At 58.1% G+C, this 13,464-nt stretch carries 19 protein-coding genes; 17 read left to right on the top strand and 2 right to left on the bottom strand.

The features are described from left to right. From P9292_RS04470 to P9292_RS04445, 6 genes are all read left to right on the top strand, one after another. A partial coding sequence (locus P9292_RS04470) for an N-6 DNA methylase (protein WP_309958137.1) occupies nucleotides 1-635 on the top strand: 635 nt, incomplete at its 5' end. A 425-nt stretch (nucleotides 636-1,060) separates the two neighbouring features. Next, on the top strand, nucleotides 1,061-1,510 hold the full coding sequence (locus tag P9292_RS04465) for a hypothetical protein (RefSeq protein ID WP_244797505.1): 450 nt from the start codon (nucleotides 1,061-1,063) through the stop codon (nucleotides 1,508-1,510). After that, nucleotides 1,507-1,761: a hypothetical protein gene (locus tag P9292_RS04460; RefSeq protein WP_244797506.1), complete on the top strand. Its 255-nt coding sequence runs from the start codon at nucleotides 1,507-1,509 to the stop codon at nucleotides 1,759-1,761. The genes P9292_RS04465 and P9292_RS04460 overlap by 4 nt, the downstream gene beginning before the upstream one ends. 156 nt (nucleotides 1,762-1,917) lie before the next feature. Continuing rightward, nucleotides 1,918-2,397, top strand: coding sequence for a hypothetical protein (locus P9292_RS04455; protein WP_244797507.1), 480 nt, complete (start codon nucleotides 1,918-1,920; stop codon nucleotides 2,395-2,397). Between the two features lie 111 nt (nucleotides 2,398-2,508). After that, nucleotides 2,509-2,766 carry a hypothetical protein gene (locus tag P9292_RS04450; RefSeq protein ID WP_244797508.1) on the top strand — a complete coding sequence of 86 codons (258 nt, stop codon included), beginning with the start codon at nucleotides 2,509-2,511 and terminating at the stop codon, nucleotides 2,764-2,766. Nucleotides 2,767-2,800: 34 nt separating this feature from the next. Further along, a complete protein-coding gene (locus tag P9292_RS04445; protein ID WP_244797509.1) occupies nucleotides 2,801-3,148 on the top strand; it encodes a hypothetical protein in 348 nt (115 codons plus the stop codon). A gap of 70 nt (nucleotides 3,149-3,218) precedes the next feature. On the opposite strand, the gene P9292_RS04440 is transcribed toward P9292_RS04445, so the two are convergent. Continuing rightward, a complete protein-coding gene (locus P9292_RS04440) occupies nucleotides 3,219-4,076 on the bottom strand; it encodes a hypothetical protein (protein ID WP_244797510.1) in 858 nt (285 codons plus the stop codon). A gap of 248 nt (nucleotides 4,077-4,324) precedes the next feature. Between P9292_RS04440 and P9292_RS04435 the strand changes: the two genes are divergently transcribed. From P9292_RS04435 to P9292_RS04415, 5 genes are all read left to right on the top strand, one after another. After that, complete coding sequence (locus P9292_RS04435; RefSeq protein WP_244797511.1) at nucleotides 4,325-4,648, top strand: H-NS family nucleoid-associated regulatory protein; 324 nt, start codon at nucleotides 4,325-4,327, stop codon at nucleotides 4,646-4,648. Between the two features lie 89 nt (nucleotides 4,649-4,737). Further along, nucleotides 4,738-5,352 (top strand): hypothetical protein, encoded by a 615-nt coding sequence (locus tag P9292_RS04430; protein WP_309958133.1) that lies wholly within the window; start codon nucleotides 4,738-4,740, stop codon nucleotides 5,350-5,352. Nucleotides 5,353-5,370: 18 nt separating this feature from the next. Then, nucleotides 5,371-5,586, top strand: a complete 216-nt coding sequence (locus P9292_RS04425) for a hypothetical protein (RefSeq protein WP_244797513.1) — start codon at nucleotides 5,371-5,373, stop codon at nucleotides 5,584-5,586. Nucleotides 5,587-5,764: 178 nt separating this feature from the next. Further along, nucleotides 5,765-7,555 carry a hypothetical protein gene (locus P9292_RS04420; RefSeq protein ID WP_409015120.1) on the top strand — a complete coding sequence of 597 codons (1,791 nt, stop codon included), beginning with the start codon at nucleotides 5,765-5,767 and terminating at the stop codon, nucleotides 7,553-7,555. Between the two features lie 181 nt (nucleotides 7,556-7,736). Beyond that, nucleotides 7,737-8,213 (top strand): hypothetical protein, encoded by a 477-nt coding sequence (locus P9292_RS04415; RefSeq protein WP_244797514.1) that lies wholly within the window; start codon nucleotides 7,737-7,739, stop codon nucleotides 8,211-8,213. A 65-nt stretch (nucleotides 8,214-8,278) separates the two neighbouring features. Here the strand turns inward: P9292_RS04415 and P9292_RS04410 are convergent, their stop codons facing one another. Beyond that, nucleotides 8,279-9,199, bottom strand: a complete 921-nt coding sequence (locus P9292_RS04410) for a hypothetical protein (protein ID WP_244797515.1) — start codon at nucleotides 9,197-9,199, stop codon at nucleotides 8,279-8,281. Nucleotides 9,200-9,452: 253 nt separating this feature from the next. Here P9292_RS04410 and P9292_RS04405 point away from each other — a divergent pair, with 253 nt between their 5' ends. From P9292_RS04405 to P9292_RS04380, 6 genes are all read left to right on the top strand, one after another. Next, nucleotides 9,453-9,791: a hypothetical protein gene (locus P9292_RS04405; RefSeq protein ID WP_244797516.1), complete on the top strand. Its 339-nt coding sequence runs from the start codon at nucleotides 9,453-9,455 to the stop codon at nucleotides 9,789-9,791. Nucleotides 9,792-9,814: 23 nt separating this feature from the next. Next, complete coding sequence (locus tag P9292_RS04400) at nucleotides 9,815-9,946, top strand: hypothetical protein (RefSeq protein ID WP_280519447.1); 132 nt, start codon at nucleotides 9,815-9,817, stop codon at nucleotides 9,944-9,946. A 145-nt stretch (nucleotides 9,947-10,091) separates the two neighbouring features. Further along, on the top strand, nucleotides 10,092-10,556 hold the full coding sequence (locus P9292_RS04395; RefSeq protein ID WP_244797517.1) for a hypothetical protein: 465 nt from the start codon (nucleotides 10,092-10,094) through the stop codon (nucleotides 10,554-10,556). A gap of 119 nt (nucleotides 10,557-10,675) precedes the next feature. Next, the gene (locus tag P9292_RS04390) at nucleotides 10,676-11,467 is read left to right on the top strand and encodes a hypothetical protein (RefSeq protein ID WP_244797518.1); all 792 of its coding nucleotides are present in this window, start codon (nucleotides 10,676-10,678) and stop codon (nucleotides 11,465-11,467) included. A 114-nt stretch (nucleotides 11,468-11,581) separates the two neighbouring features. Beyond that, nucleotides 11,582-12,130: a hypothetical protein gene (locus tag P9292_RS04385; protein ID WP_244797519.1), complete on the top strand. Its 549-nt coding sequence runs from the start codon at nucleotides 11,582-11,584 to the stop codon at nucleotides 12,128-12,130. A gap of 396 nt (nucleotides 12,131-12,526) precedes the next feature. After that, a complete protein-coding gene (locus P9292_RS04380; protein WP_244797520.1) occupies nucleotides 12,527-13,369 on the top strand; it encodes a cysteine protease in 843 nt (280 codons plus the stop codon). The last annotated feature ends 95 nt before the right edge of the window (nucleotides 13,370-13,464 follow it).

Raw genomic sequence — 13,464 nt, 5'->3', positions numbered from 1 at the left:
TTTTTCTCGCAGAAATCCTTGTGACATGGGGGTTTAAGCCATGGATGACTGTTCCCGACGATGTTCGAAGCAAGATAGCTCGCGCGATCTCGGCGTATGACGCTGCAATCGCAGAAGAGGAGCCGTTTTTCGATATTCTTGGTCCGCTTTACCAGGAACTTGCGAGCCACGGCGGAAAGCAGCTTTTGGGTCAATTCTTTTCTCCCTGGCCGCTAGCAGCTCTCATGGCGACGATCACTGAGCCTTGGTCAACTGAGATCGACGCCGGGCGCCTGGCGGTTGCTTGCGATCCTGCGTGCGGCAGCGGCATCATGATGCTCGCCACCGCGCACACGATCCTGAATGCGCAAGGCCCCGCAGCTCTGAAGTCATGGAGCTTTGTCGGCTGCGACATAGACGGCATTTGCGCTCGCATGATGGCCATTCAGTTTCTGGCCAACTGCGCTGTCCACCGGATCGAGGTGGGCGAAGTGATCGTCTTCTGCGGCGACAGCCTGCGCGTCGATCAGCCGAAAGAAATCGTCGTTCACGCATCGGCACCCGGCATCAAAGTGGCACCGGCAAATGCACCGTACAGGCAGGCGATGCTCCGCAATGCGGCGCAGTCAGCCGGTGTTGTTTCTGAGAACGCGTAAAAAGGGAGGGCGCGATGTTTCACGACCAGCGGAAGAAAGCGATCGAGGAGATACGCGTGCGTGCCAGGCGTGACGCACAACGCGATCACGTTGATGGGCGCTACAGGACGATGCCTCCTCCCGACCTGATGGGGCTGGACAGGGTCCACTACGCAACGGCATACGACCTGGCCCATCCGGACGGAGTCGAGGGCGGAGCACAACGGTTGGACCCAACCGCGGCAGTCGTGCTCGCCGTCTGAGATGTAGTAGAGGGGGTGTGATTCAAGTCACACCCCTTTTTGTTTTTGTGGTGAGTTGCTGGGTTGCCTCCACGCGTGCTGACCAGATCGAGATGATCCTCATCCCACTGCCAAGTATCCGCCCGCTACGTGCGCGTGTGCTTCATCACTCTCCCGTTATGTCAACCACCCTGGGAGAATGTCATGCGGAACCGTTTGCTGTATCACTCGACGCCGTCGTCGAATCGCGAAAACATCGTCTTTGAAGGGCTATCCGAGCATTTCGACCGGACGGGCTCTGGAGCCGTATTTCTCACGGATGTCCCGCCGCCCCGGAAATTGGGTCTCGACGTGTGGCTGGTCGATGCTTCCGGACTGCACCTTGAACCCGATCATACTGGCGAGCCGGAGGGCGGCGAAAGCTGGCAGATGTTCTACGGAACGATCGAGCCTGACCGTCTTACGCTCGAGAAGATTCGCTTGCATGTCGTTGCCACATCGGCGGAACTGCACGGCGAGATGCTTGTTCGGGTCACGAACCCCGAAACGGGCGAGGAGTCGGCGCTGTACAGGCCAGACGAAGCCATTGAGATTGTCCGCCTGGCGCAGACTGGCCAGCTTGTCGGCTCGTTTCTTTCGGGAGTGGCAGCATGAGCGTGGCCGAGGCATCCACCAGCCGGAGAGACCACCTTCTCGCAGCAGCCAACCAATGGCGAGAGCAGGAGGCGTTTTATGCGTCTCAGGCGACGCGAGAAGGCAATCCAGCAGCTCGTGCGTTGGCGCGTACGTGCGGCGACACCGCGAAATCCCTTGAGCTGGAATCGGAAGATGGTGTCGCTCGCTGCGTCTGCTGCCTCAAACCCTTCGGCAGTCACAGGGATCTGCTGCCGTACTGGAAACGCTGATAACCCGAACCGATTGTAGAATTCCAGCAGTATCTGGCCACCCTCATCGCAGGGTGGCCTTTTTCTTATGGCAGAACAACGTGGTCGTGCCCATGGCCGCGTTCATCCCGCGTGTTCGACATCCCAAAGGCGTTCAGTCAATCAAAGGAGTAGGTCGTGAATACGCTGATCCAACTGCTTGCCGCAATCGTAGGTATCTTTCTGGCGACCGCTGCACACGCCGGTGATCTCAATGAAACCGTCGGAATGGTCGCTGAGACGCACCAGACGACCCTCGCAACAATTAACGGAAGTGACGCACAGGTCATCTATGTCGGCAGGTTCAATGGCTGCGAGTCAATCGCAGTCAGATCGCACGGCGACCACTACCAGCACTTCCGGGTGTGTGGCGGCCGGATCGAACCTCGAAACACGGTCGCGCCAAGCTGGCCGGACGACTCGAGCGGCAAGCGGGTCCTCGCGGCTGTCGTGCAGAACGCCATTCTCTACGGTCAGGCGAGCCAGTCTGACGAAAATGGGTATCTGATCACCGCGCGTACGCTGGGGTCCATCGAGGCTTCGTGCAGGAACATTGAAGTCGTAATTTCCTACGACGGAGATCTGGTCGACCGCGGATTGAAGAAGGTCTGCGGTTAGCCACGTCTTCCAATTTGCCCCGCCCGCCCGGTTCTTCAACCGCGGCGGGCTTTTTTCATGCTGCCTGTCTCACATCACGTTCCGTATGTTCAATTCAGACAGGAGAACGCGATGAGCAATATGAACGATGCTGTCCCCGCCCAGTCGGGCAAAGACCAGGCGGTCGACAAGGACGCGCTGACCCGCGCCGGGTTCCGGATGCACTGCGGAGGTCGTTTCGACGGTGCACTGTGCGGGCGCTGGTGGTGGACCTTATGTCAGCCTGGTTGGTCCGGCGTAGAAACCGCGGCACTCGACTTCGAGACCGAGGACGAAGCGTGGGCGGATGCTGCAAAGCACCTTGAAAACGACCCGGAGCTGTCGCAGTAACGCGCGCCGAAATCGATGCATTCAGGGAGGTTCAATGGCACTCGTCTCATGGAAGTCGACGTACAGGGCGGAAGCGGATTTTCTGGTGCTGGCTGGTCCGCTGGCCGGTGAAACGATCAGTGTGCGGTTCTTGACGGCCGACTTTTACGCAAAGGACTTTCGCGACAGTAAGACGGTCTGGCGCTGCGACTGGGAAACCTACGAGCGGGAAGTCATGACATCGGTCGGAAAAGTTAGGCGCAGGGGAGGACGCGACGTACCAGAGGAAATCGTTGCGGCCGTCAACGCGTATTTCGACGACTTCAGGAAGCTGGACATCGGGCTCCTCGCCTCGTTCCAGGGCGCGACCTACGATCCGCAACGTGGCTGGCTTGCACACTGACGCACTGACTAACGTTGTTGTGGCCACCGGACATTCCAGTCTGGTGGCCTTTTTCTTTTGCAACGCGCTCCTATGCTCGCGCCAGCTCAACAAAGCTCGTCGATTCGCCGCTCCATTCATTTTCGTCAATGGGCGCGGGCAGTGCGTCGAGCGCCGCGACGATCGGCTCGAGCGGAACGCCCGTGTCGTTGCGCGAGCCGAGGATGAGGCCGGTCCCACCGTATGGCGCATGCATTCCGGCCCACGATGGTTTGGCGAAGGAGAAGCCGTAGCGTTCGCCCCACGCAAGCCTCTCTTTGTCGACGAAGACTGTTTCCGCACTGTAGGGCTCATCCGTCACAAGATATCGTCCCTCGGCGTCCATCCAGATGTCGGTGTGGTCCTGACTGGGGATATGCAGTGCGCTCGGATGTCGGCCGTTCGGGTATGCCCGCCGGCGACCGGATGACGGGCGCAGCCTGGTTGCGTCGATGAACTGGAGCGTTCTGGCGGCCATGCAGACAACCGCACGGGCTTCAGCCTGATCGCGGTACGAATGCTGACGGCTAAGCACAGAGGTTCGATCACCTTGCTCCGTGGACGGCTCAGGCCGCATGCCTACAAGCCCGCGGGCGTCATCCAGTTGGCGTATCGCGATCAGGTCATTCCACCTCGCCGACAACTCAATCGTCAGCGATTCCCGCCCGCGGGTGCGAGACTCACGCTCGTACCAGTATGCGCAGAGAGTAAGCGGAAAGCGGCTCATCGCCCCATCACCTTGTCCGGTGCGGGGTAAGACGTTCTGCGCATGCCGGAAATTGTCGAAGCCGTATTCGCGAGACGCCTCGTTCAGCGCCTCGGAATGCTGGATTCCCTTCTCTTTCTTTATCGCCTTGGCGGCGCGTTTGATGGCTTCAATCGAAGCCGGGCGGCGTTTTGGTTGATGCATGGTTGGCTCTCCGGATTCTCACCACCGTCACCCGTCTACCAGCGTGAATCTGAAAAGTAACCTGCACTCGGTGCGATGTGCGTTACAGGCAGTGCCGATACAGCTTTGCTACGACGGGTGGCGGGCTCCTGCCAGAGCCAGCCGCAATTTTGGCATCAGGCGGCGATCAAGCGCAAGGTATTTGTGTGTCGGCATGCGCCCGTTCAACCTGGATAAAATCCTGCCTTCTGCTGGAGAATTTGAATTTCATGAGCAATATTCGAGAGCTTCGTGCGCAACTAGGTCATGTCAACCTGCTTCTCTCTGAGGCGAAAGAGCGGGAGAAGGCGGAGGCGCTTGCCGCCTTCAAGGAGCAGGTGGATTTATATGGGATCAGCGAAAAAGAAGTGCTCACCGCCCTGGGGTTCGCGAAGGGGCGCAAGGCCCGTGCACCCGCGAAATACTATGACCCGTCGAGTGGGAAGTCCTGGACCGGCCACGGTCCGCGCCCAAAGTGGCTGCAAGGGCGCAACCTCGACGACTTCCTGATCCGGGAACATCCGCCTCAGCCCTGGTGGCCCGAAAAGGTGTAGCCGCTTCAAAAGTTACACGTACCTGTTTTGCCTCTCCTGGATGCAAGTTCTATCCACTCAGGAGATTCAAAATGCAAGATACCCGTTTCATGCTGTTTTCGCCTTCCGAGGCAGCCAACACAGGCGCAGGATTCTGGTCATCCGAAGATGGCTGGTCGCAGTTCGACAGCGCGTCCGAGTTCGACGAGGTGGTACGTCATCGCATCCCCTTCCCCAAGAGCGCCCGGCGCGATGCTGGTTGGGTTTTGGTCGGCAGCATCCTTCATATGGCCTTGGCTCGAGACTTCTCGAAGCTGGACGCCGCGTCGAAGTTCGATCAGCTCGCGGATCGTTACGCCGACAAAGTGATCACCGGACGCTCTCATCTTTTCGATGCCCTCGAAATTCAGGGCGTTCGCGAGGACCATCAACCGGGCAATCCGTGGGGTAGCTGCATCGAGGTGAATAACGAAGACCCGCAGGTGTATTCGGTCTACGCGCATCAGATTCACAACGGTGAATTCGGCGGAGTGGAATGCATCGGCGACTTCGCCCAACATGCCGCCGCCGTGACGTTCGCTGCGGAGCTCCGTGCCGCGTATGGTTGGCCGGTGCACGACTACGTCCCCGAGACTTCGAGGACACCTCGCAAGGAGTGCTGGCTCGCCGGCGGACTTGGCTATCCCTCTCCGTTCACGCACGCGGCGATCGCCGCGCGCATCTGATCCCGGACGGAGAGGCACATGCGCCCAAACGATCGTGTTGTCTTCAACGCCGCGGTGATTCGTCGATGCCTGCATGACCCAGACGTCGTCAACTTCTCAGGTGAGATCGAGAAGCTTGAGGCTGGCGGAAAGCTCGCTGTCGTGAAGGTTGACGGTGGCGGCTCCAGAACGATCCCGGTTGCCAATCTCGCTCGCAGCACGAGGACACACGGGATCATCGACCCTACCAACTAGCAGCACTACGAGGCCGTCTCATCATCGAGACGGCCTTTTTCTTTTCCTCTTGCCTGTCACTCATCACCGTTCATACGGAAAACGCGGGCCGCAAGGCCTGACGACGACAATTTAACCACCCTGCGGGAAGCTTCCCGCAAGGGAGAGCACCGCGATTTCAGTGATGAGGATCTGGATAATGGAAAAGATCGAGGCTGCAATCAACGTAGTGCTTGACCTGATTCGGAAGGGCGCAACTTTCACCATGGCACTGTCCGGCGGGAAAGATTCGATGACAACCACGTTGCTCTGCATGGAGGCGATTCGCCGTGCCAAGCTCGAGGGCGTGCAGCAATCTACACACTATGTCACGAGCGCATCGACGGGGGTGGAGAACCCTGCGATGGAAAGCCACCTGCTGGACATTCATGACGAAATCACCGCGCACGCATGGAAGACAGCTCTGCCAATAGAGGTGAAGCTTGCTCACCCTTCGATCGCTTCTTCGTTCGTGGTTAGCACAATCGGTCGGGGGACTTTGCCGCGGTTCCCAGAGAACTCTAAGCACAGGTCATGCAGCGTCGATTGGAAGGTCAGGAGTCAGCAACGTTTGGCATCCGAGCTATTAAAGAGCGCGACTTCCAGAGGGCTCCACGAGCCTATTGCTGTCATCGGTACCAGGTTCAGTGAATCGAAAGTTCGGGCAGTCAAAATGTCGCGACGTGGCGAGTCATCCGTTGTTCCAGTGCGCGATGTGAATGGTCGGCTGTCGCTCTCGTTGATCGCTGAATGGGAGTTGCAGGACGTTTGGGATCTGCTGGAGCTGTTTCTGGACCCGACGACGGCGCCTTTCCCTACCTTCACGGACGGAGCGAGCATCTATCGACTTTTCGAGCTTTATCGCGAAGCGAATGAAGGCGCATGTGGGATCAATCTGGGCGACGGAGGCAACAAGGCTCCTTGTGGTCCCAGGTTTGGTTGCTGGGTGTGCACGATCGCTGGCCAGTCGGACAAGAGCATGGAATCTATGTTGAGAGAACCCAGGCACCAGTACATGCGAGGGCTCAACGATTTCCGCAACCTCCTGATGGCTACGCAATATGACCTAAGCAGACGGGAGTTGGTGGGAAGGCAGATCAGCGAGGCCGGGTATTTGCCCGTGCGCCCTGATGTCTACAGCCTGGGATTCAGGCGAGACCTCTTGGCGTATCTAATTACCCTGGACGTTCTCGAGGAGGAAAGGGCGGAACAGATGGACGCCGATATCTGTGCTGGCAGAGTGCCTGACACGCGCGAGAACCGGCGCCTAACGACGCCCCAGTTCGAAAACGTCTCGCTTGCACAGCTCGTCGCTGTTGACTTCCAATGGTCGATGCATCACTACGCCCCCCATGCTTTTCCTGCGGTCTCATTGTGGTACGAGATCAGAATCTTGGGGAGGCGGTTCCCGGTACCCAAACTGGAGACGTTTCCCAAGTCTCCGATCCCGGCAAAGCGGTGGTTTCCGGTTGGCAGTTTTGACCGCGACGCTCCGACCGACGGCCTGCGGGACTACAAGGCAGAGCAGTGGAACCCCTACCTTCACCCCGAACGTCCGCTGTCGCACCGCCAGGTGAACGGCGAGCGAACGGTGTGGTTCGAGGAGGAGGATGGGCTCGAGGTCGATGCAGAAAGAGCCTGTCAGTTCGTCACGTGCGAGTATGAATCGATGATGATCGAAAGCCGGCGACATTCGGCGATCGAATCAGCACGATTCTGGCTCAACGAGGAGATCGTGAAGCTTCCGTCTGGCATGGCGGCGCGGTATCAGCACATTGCCAAGCGGGGCCAGTACTTCGCGCATCTGACCGAGAGACTCAATTGCACGGCGGCAGAACTCGACGCGTATCTCGTGAAGCACTCGATCAGCGACGCGGAACACAGCAAACTGATCGGCGAGGCCCCGGAACCAGAAGTCATCCAGGGCGACCTGTTCTCGATGGCGGCCTGATGCCTGTCTAACCCACCAGCCCGGCTCTCCTTCGAGAAGCCGGGCTTTTTTACATGTTCAGCGCCATCACTACACCGCGGCATCACCCTGGCATACTTGAAGGGGCGGGTGGCAAGCCTTACTTACGGATGTGGTTCATTCCAGCTCGTTAAGCCAAAACCTAACCGAGAGGACAAGCAACATGACTGACGACCTGCAAGCCGATCGCGAGTATCAGGACGCGGACGGATACCGCATCGTAGTATCAAAAATGGGAGACGAGGTAGAGTTTTTCCCGCAGGGCGGTGGATTTCTGCACCGGATGAACCGGGCCGAGTTTGATCAGAAATTCTCGGTCGCGCAACCGGCGCCGTTCGCTCGCGTGAACGTCACGGGTGATTGGCTTGACGATGGGGTCTCGCTCCCGGCTTATAGCGACGGTCGTCGCTGGAACGGGTGGGCAATGCCGTACTTTACGCGGGAGGAGGCCACGCGGTTAGCGACGCTGATTGGTTGCATGCATTTCGATGCCGACCGCGATGCGTTCGTGGCGCGGCTCGAAGGCGACGACGAAGACTACGTGTTTGCATCCGTCCGGATTCACGTGGACGCGGCCGACATCGTTGCGTATCCGATCGGCGCCGGTTGCTGGTGCTGGGAGGATGCTGACGAGATGTAGTGCGCAGAAGAAACGTTCATAAAAAAGCCCCGAATAACCCGGGGCTTTTTTCACGGCAGGCTCTGCTAATTGGCTTCATCGAAATCTGTCCGGACCCGCTCCGACTGACCCAGGGCTGTCTCGATCTCACCCATGATGTTCATCACTACCTGTGCCATGGAGTCTTGCAGAGCCGGCATCACCACTTCAGAACCACCCCTTTCCGAAGGGTCCCGTTCGGATGCCGCCGGGAGGAATTTGATTCTCTTCGCGAGCGACTGTCCTGTACCGAGCCCGCGCATCTGGTCCGCCATCAGATCCCCATACTGCCTTCGAGCGGCGAAGTCATGGTGCCTGAACAGTCGGAGGGTTTCTACTTTGGCCGCGATCGCGGGCACGACGGCCATTTGCGCATCCTGCGTGACCAGTGTGACCGTCGCACACTCGTGAATCGCGAGCTCGCTCAGCATTTTCAGGAACCACAGCTCATGAGCGTACAACTGGACTTCGTCGGCGACGAGGAAGATCTCTCTGAGATCTGGCTTCTGGAACCCAAGGTCCTTGCAGGTTGCAGCGATTCGCGGTGTTTTAGCGGCAAACCCGTCCCACGTCAGCAGGCAGATATTCGAGATGCCCTTGGACATCGTTACTTCGCCGTCAGGGCTGACGACGCATTCTCTGCCCCCCATCGATTTGACCAGTTGCTGGTACTCGTTGAAGGGTGAAATTACCAATACCGGTCGCTGTGCCGCGACAGCTTCGACCAGCCGCCGCTTCGCATAGACGCTCTTCCCTGAACCAGCGGCCCCCGCGACGAGTTCCGACTGATTGGCGACGGGCGGCTCGTCGGCCGCGCGTGCAGCAAGCACATTCCAGTTTGCGCGGGGGATGCCTTCTTCTGCCGCGATCGCAATCAGGCGTTCGCTCGCGGAAAGACTTAACCCGAAGTTTTCGTAGAGATGTTTGGCGAGGCGCGACGCACGCACCTTATAGGATTCCAGACCCATGATTTCCTTCTGAACGGTGGCATTTCGAGTGCTCGCAATTGTCGACGCCGGTTCATATGGACTTGGGCATCAGAAAGCTTTACCACGCTGTTTTCACCACCTTGGAAACCAAGGGCGAGCGGCAGGAAACAGAAAACCCGTGAGCAAGTATATCAATACTTGCATCGTATGCCTACGCGTTATTAGCCGCCGCCACATACAGGGCGATGTAGCGCATATCCGGAGCGCCAGGGCTACCAAAAGGAGAAACGCTTTGAAAGTCGCACAGATTGGAACGGTAGGGGATCTTGCCGAGGTCCGCGCTACTCGGACTTATGCAGACGGGAGGAAGGACAATTTCGAGCTTGCTCTTGCGATCACACCGGACATGGTTCGATCTGGAGGGCGCTTCCACAACGGTGCAGCACTCACAGCACGAGGTGACCGGATCAGGTTGACCGACTTCGAACGTGAATTCATCGAATACAGCGTCAACGAGGGCGGAGTACTGGCGTCGAGCACAAGCGACGGCGTCGTCAGTCCGGCCGAGCCCGTTTTTCACTTCGCGGTCGTCACCATCGGTGGCCGCGAGGTGGAAGCTTCGGCTACTTGACCATGCAGAATAGGGACCACTTCATGGAACCGAATCAGGCCAGTAACCAGCCGGAAGGCGAAACGCAGGAAACCGCGGAGGATGACTTTCTCGCGGGTATCACGCCTCAGGAGAACGCCTGCCCGCTGGACGGCTCGTGCGAGAGTTGTCAGTAGAGACCGGCATCCTAACTTCCCATACCCCGTCGTCGCCAGATCAGGCGTCGACGGGGTTTTTCATTCTACGTTCGTGTGCGCCATCTCCACGGGCTAGGCGATCGCAAGTCCCCTATGCGCCCACTATCCCTTCAGGAGATCGAGTATGAACACGGTTGTTTCGCAAGCAGAAGAAACGGCATTCGTTGCCGCAAAAATTCCGATCGATCGCACGCAGATCGCTTCGGCCGCATTGCTTCACCTGGTCGAACTGGTCGAAGTGCTCCGCGCCCCCGACGGGCAACGCACGCTCTGGCAGCTTCTGGTGGATGCAGGCGCCGACATCGAACACATCGTCTATCGCGACGTTCCGGAAGAACTGCTGGGCAGCCGTGATGCGGCCCTTCAGTTCAAGGTCGATACCTCGAAGCTGAAAGGGTTCCTCGTCATCGAGGACAACCCGCTGGATCGCTGCTTTCGCCTACTCGTGCAATCCGAGGAGACAGGCTTCCTGAAAACCGTCGCAGACCGCGTCTTTCTCAAGAAGTTGCCGGAACGGATCGCCGCGCTGATCGACGACGGCACCCGCCGTTGGGATGACGCCGTTGGACACGCCATCCTCCAGGACTAACCCCATAAGCCCCATCGCGCTCATAGCCGATGGGGTTTTTCTTTGACTGTCACTCCTATCACCTTAGGTCAACCTGTGCCGCATAACCATGGGCCTAATCAACGACACGGAGATTTGTCATGAAATCCTTTGTATTGCATCAACCGACCAGCGGTCGACTCGTGGTTCGACACGCCGATTCGGGCCAGGTGCTGCTCGGCGTGTTGTGCCTGCCCGAAGCATTCGCGGTAGAAGAGGGCGCAGCCTACGTTCTTATGATGGCTGGCGGGCAGGTATCCGTTGTCGATCAAAAGATTGACAGTGGACTTCCCAGGGAAGTATCGGGCTTTGGCATCGACAGTTATCTCAGGCACGCATGCTGGCGGGCAACTTCGGTCCCAGGCACGCTTGTCGTACGTTTTCTGCGTGTCTTCGGCGAAACGGGGTATGTGGTGTTTGGCCCTTCGCAGAACTCGATCGTTGATGACCGCCTGTTCAACCGAAGTCACGCGTGGTTCGACGTGATCGATGGCGAACTTCGTTCCATCGACGCTCCCTTCGATGCGTGCGGCTCCGCCTGCTCCCAGCTCCTGAACTCGAACGTCGTTTGGCCAGACCCCTCTGGTACGTTGTACGCTCTTCCAACGCATCAGTCGGCATGGCGCCCGGTGTATCTGCAACATGCATTGCTGATGGCCAGTCTCGGCGCCGGCGAGATCACAGAGGAAACGTTCATCGAAACCGTACACGCCGATCCGCGGCTTTTCCATATCCGATCGCGGTCGATCGACAGGGAGTATGCGAAGTATCTCGCACGACTTCGCCAACTGGATGGGATTTGCGAGGCCGGGCCGAAAACGGCCGATCAGTATCAGCGGACGATAGAACTCGCACAGCAGGCCTTGCGCGACACCATGTCAGCCATGGCTTAAACGCATCAATCATGCCCCTATCGTTGCGACGACGGGGCATTTTCATTGCCGGATCGTCGCATTGCGTGTGCGTCATCTCCTGATCGCATCGTCAACCCTTCTCAGGAGATTCAAGTGAAAGTCATCGACACGCAACTCGGCCGTTCGGGTCAACAGGTTTTTTTCAGAAAGCTGATCGAACTCGCGGGGGCGCTCATGCTCATCGAGATCACGGTGGATTCGATCGATTATCAGAGCAAGGCCAAGATCAGTAAATGGAGTGGGGACACGTGGGAGCCGTGCTATTCGATCCAGCCCACTGACATGGATGTCGACTTCAAGCTCGCTTATGCGCGGGAGCCCTTGCGGGAAAAAGCGCTTGAGGGCATTACCTCTCGACTCATCGCCGTCGCCGAACAGATTGTCGCTCCGGCTACAACTCTCGTTAAGTATCTGGCGGAAGGATGTTCGGTGGATGGGCTGAGTGACGCCGAAAGGAAAACGCTCGGCCGCAACAGCGACGTATCGACAGCACGAGTGGAGCTCGCCAACGGTCGTTCCTTCATCGCGCAGGGCCCGTTCGAAATGGTCGATGGCATGTGGAAGGTCTGGACGCCTCTGGAGCCCGAGACATTCGCACTCGTTCAGCCGCAGCAGATCGCAACGATCGCTTTCTCGGAATAGGCCTAACGTCCGCCCTCAGCGCGCACATCTTCTCTTGTGCGACTGGGGGCTTTTTCATCTTCTCTTTCCCTGTTGGCCATCTCCAAGTCGCAAAGTCAATCCCATCAGGAGATCCCAACATGGTATCGCGAGCTTCGGCAGGAAACACCTACATCTACGTCCTCAACGGTTGCCGTTTCACGGACCTGCGAATTAATGGCCAATGGGTTACGCATCGCGTAGAACCCTTGCCTCTATAACCGATTCCAGCCTTCCAGTCAGGAATCCCAGACCCTCTTCTACGCCATGCGTGAGAAGAGGGTTTTTTCTTTTCGGCCGCTTTCACTGCCTGTGTTCGCCATACCTCGTCGTCAGGCCTTCGCAAGGGGTCTTTTCCTTCCTTTTCAGGAGATCTTCATGCCTCATTTCGTAAAAGCTGTCGACCGTCGGTCCCGCAAAGCCATGATCTCGTTCCTTGAGACGCATGAGCGCTACCACACTTTAAACGTGAACAGTCGAAGCACTTCGTACGCGCACTGCATCAAGTTTCATCGTCTCGGACTGACCAGTGAACAGGTCGATGCGGCCTACAAGCTGCTCGGCGTCGAGGACTACTGGGACCACATTGATGAGCCGATCGCCAATTTCACCAGGGCGATGCACGGAGACTACACGATCGGAACAAATGGGCGGAGCGGGGGCTTCCTGGTCGTGTACCACTCCCGATACGAGTCGACCGAACACAAGTCGTGGTGTCCGTCGTGTGGTCAACGCAACTTCAAGCGGGTTGCAAAACCGCTGGAAGGCGCAGAGGCCATCATCGGCGCCGAAATCCTCCGGAGCAATTCAGCATGGTTCGACAAGGTGTATCTTGGTCAGTCGGCCATTCAAGCTCTCACGCTCTCAGACGACGAAAAGCTGACGCTGATCGCCAGGCTGAAACGTGAGCTGAAGGACTGCACACTGGGGAATCGCTGCGGCCGGTGCGGTGCGGAAGGTGACCGAGGACGAGTTAATTTCGCCCAGTCGCCACGCCATCTCGTAACGTACTCCGGTCGCGCACTGGATCAGGACGAGGATTTTGCCGAATGGTCGATTGATCAGTTGCGTCGGCGTGTCGAACTTGTCACCGCTTTTGATCAAGCGTGTGACGAGATAAGGTCAGCGTTCATCGACTTGCTCGAGGAATACACGCCTGTCGAAAAGACCGTCATGGTCCCCAAGAAGGTCACGGTTCTTGAACCGCGGGCCTCCGCCTAAACCACCCAAGCCCACCTGACATTCCTGTCCGGTGGGCTTTTTATTTCTCAGGAACCACCAGATAAAAAATGCCCCGGAGCAAAACTCGCGGGGCA

The sequence above is a fragment of the Caballeronia sp. LZ001 genome (assembly GCF_031450875.1).
In the GTDB taxonomy this organism is placed as follows: domain Bacteria; phylum Pseudomonadota; class Gammaproteobacteria; order Burkholderiales; family Burkholderiaceae; genus Caballeronia.
This window is presented reverse-complemented; position numbering and strand designations above follow the sequence as displayed.

Bases quoted from the DNA above. Each gene is read 5' to 3' on its own strand.
- P9292_RS04400 (WP_280519447.1), top strand. From the start codon at position 9,815: ATGGAACCGAATCAGGCCAGTAACCAGCCGGAAGGCGAAACGCAGGAA.
- P9292_RS04465 (WP_244797505.1), top strand. From the start codon at position 1,061: ATGCGGAACCGTTTGCTGTATCACTCGACGCCGTCGTCGAATCGCGAA.
- P9292_RS04415 (WP_244797514.1), top strand. From the start codon at position 7,737: ATGACTGACGACCTGCAAGCCGATCGCGAGTATCAGGACGCGGACGGA.
- P9292_RS04450 (WP_244797508.1), top strand. From the start codon at position 2,509: ATGAGCAATATGAACGATGCTGTCCCCGCCCAGTCGGGCAAAGACCAG.
- P9292_RS04445 (WP_244797509.1), top strand. From the start codon at position 2,801: ATGGCACTCGTCTCATGGAAGTCGACGTACAGGGCGGAAGCGGATTTT.
- P9292_RS04435 (WP_244797511.1), top strand. From the start codon at position 4,325: ATGAGCAATATTCGAGAGCTTCGTGCGCAACTAGGTCATGTCAACCTG.
- P9292_RS04440 (WP_244797510.1), bottom strand. From the start codon at position 4,076: ATGCATCAACCAAAACGCCGCCCGGCTTCGATTGAAGCCATCAAACGC.
- P9292_RS04390 (WP_244797518.1), top strand. From the start codon at position 10,676: ATGAAATCCTTTGTATTGCATCAACCGACCAGCGGTCGACTCGTGGTT.
- P9292_RS04425 (WP_244797513.1), top strand. From the start codon at position 5,371: ATGCGCCCAAACGATCGTGTTGTCTTCAACGCCGCGGTGATTCGTCGA.
- P9292_RS04420 (WP_409015120.1), top strand. From the start codon at position 5,765: ATGGAAAAGATCGAGGCTGCAATCAACGTAGTGCTTGACCTGATTCGG.
- P9292_RS04395 (WP_244797517.1), top strand. From the start codon at position 10,092: ATGAACACGGTTGTTTCGCAAGCAGAAGAAACGGCATTCGTTGCCGCA.
- P9292_RS04460 (WP_244797506.1), top strand. From the start codon at position 1,507: ATGAGCGTGGCCGAGGCATCCACCAGCCGGAGAGACCACCTTCTCGCA.
- P9292_RS04410 (WP_244797515.1), bottom strand. From the start codon at position 9,199: ATGGGTCTGGAATCCTATAAGGTGCGTGCGTCGCGCCTCGCCAAACAT.
- P9292_RS04380 (WP_244797520.1), top strand. From the start codon at position 12,527: ATGCCTCATTTCGTAAAAGCTGTCGACCGTCGGTCCCGCAAAGCCATG.
- P9292_RS04430 (WP_309958133.1), top strand. From the start codon at position 4,738: ATGCTGTTTTCGCCTTCCGAGGCAGCCAACACAGGCGCAGGATTCTGG.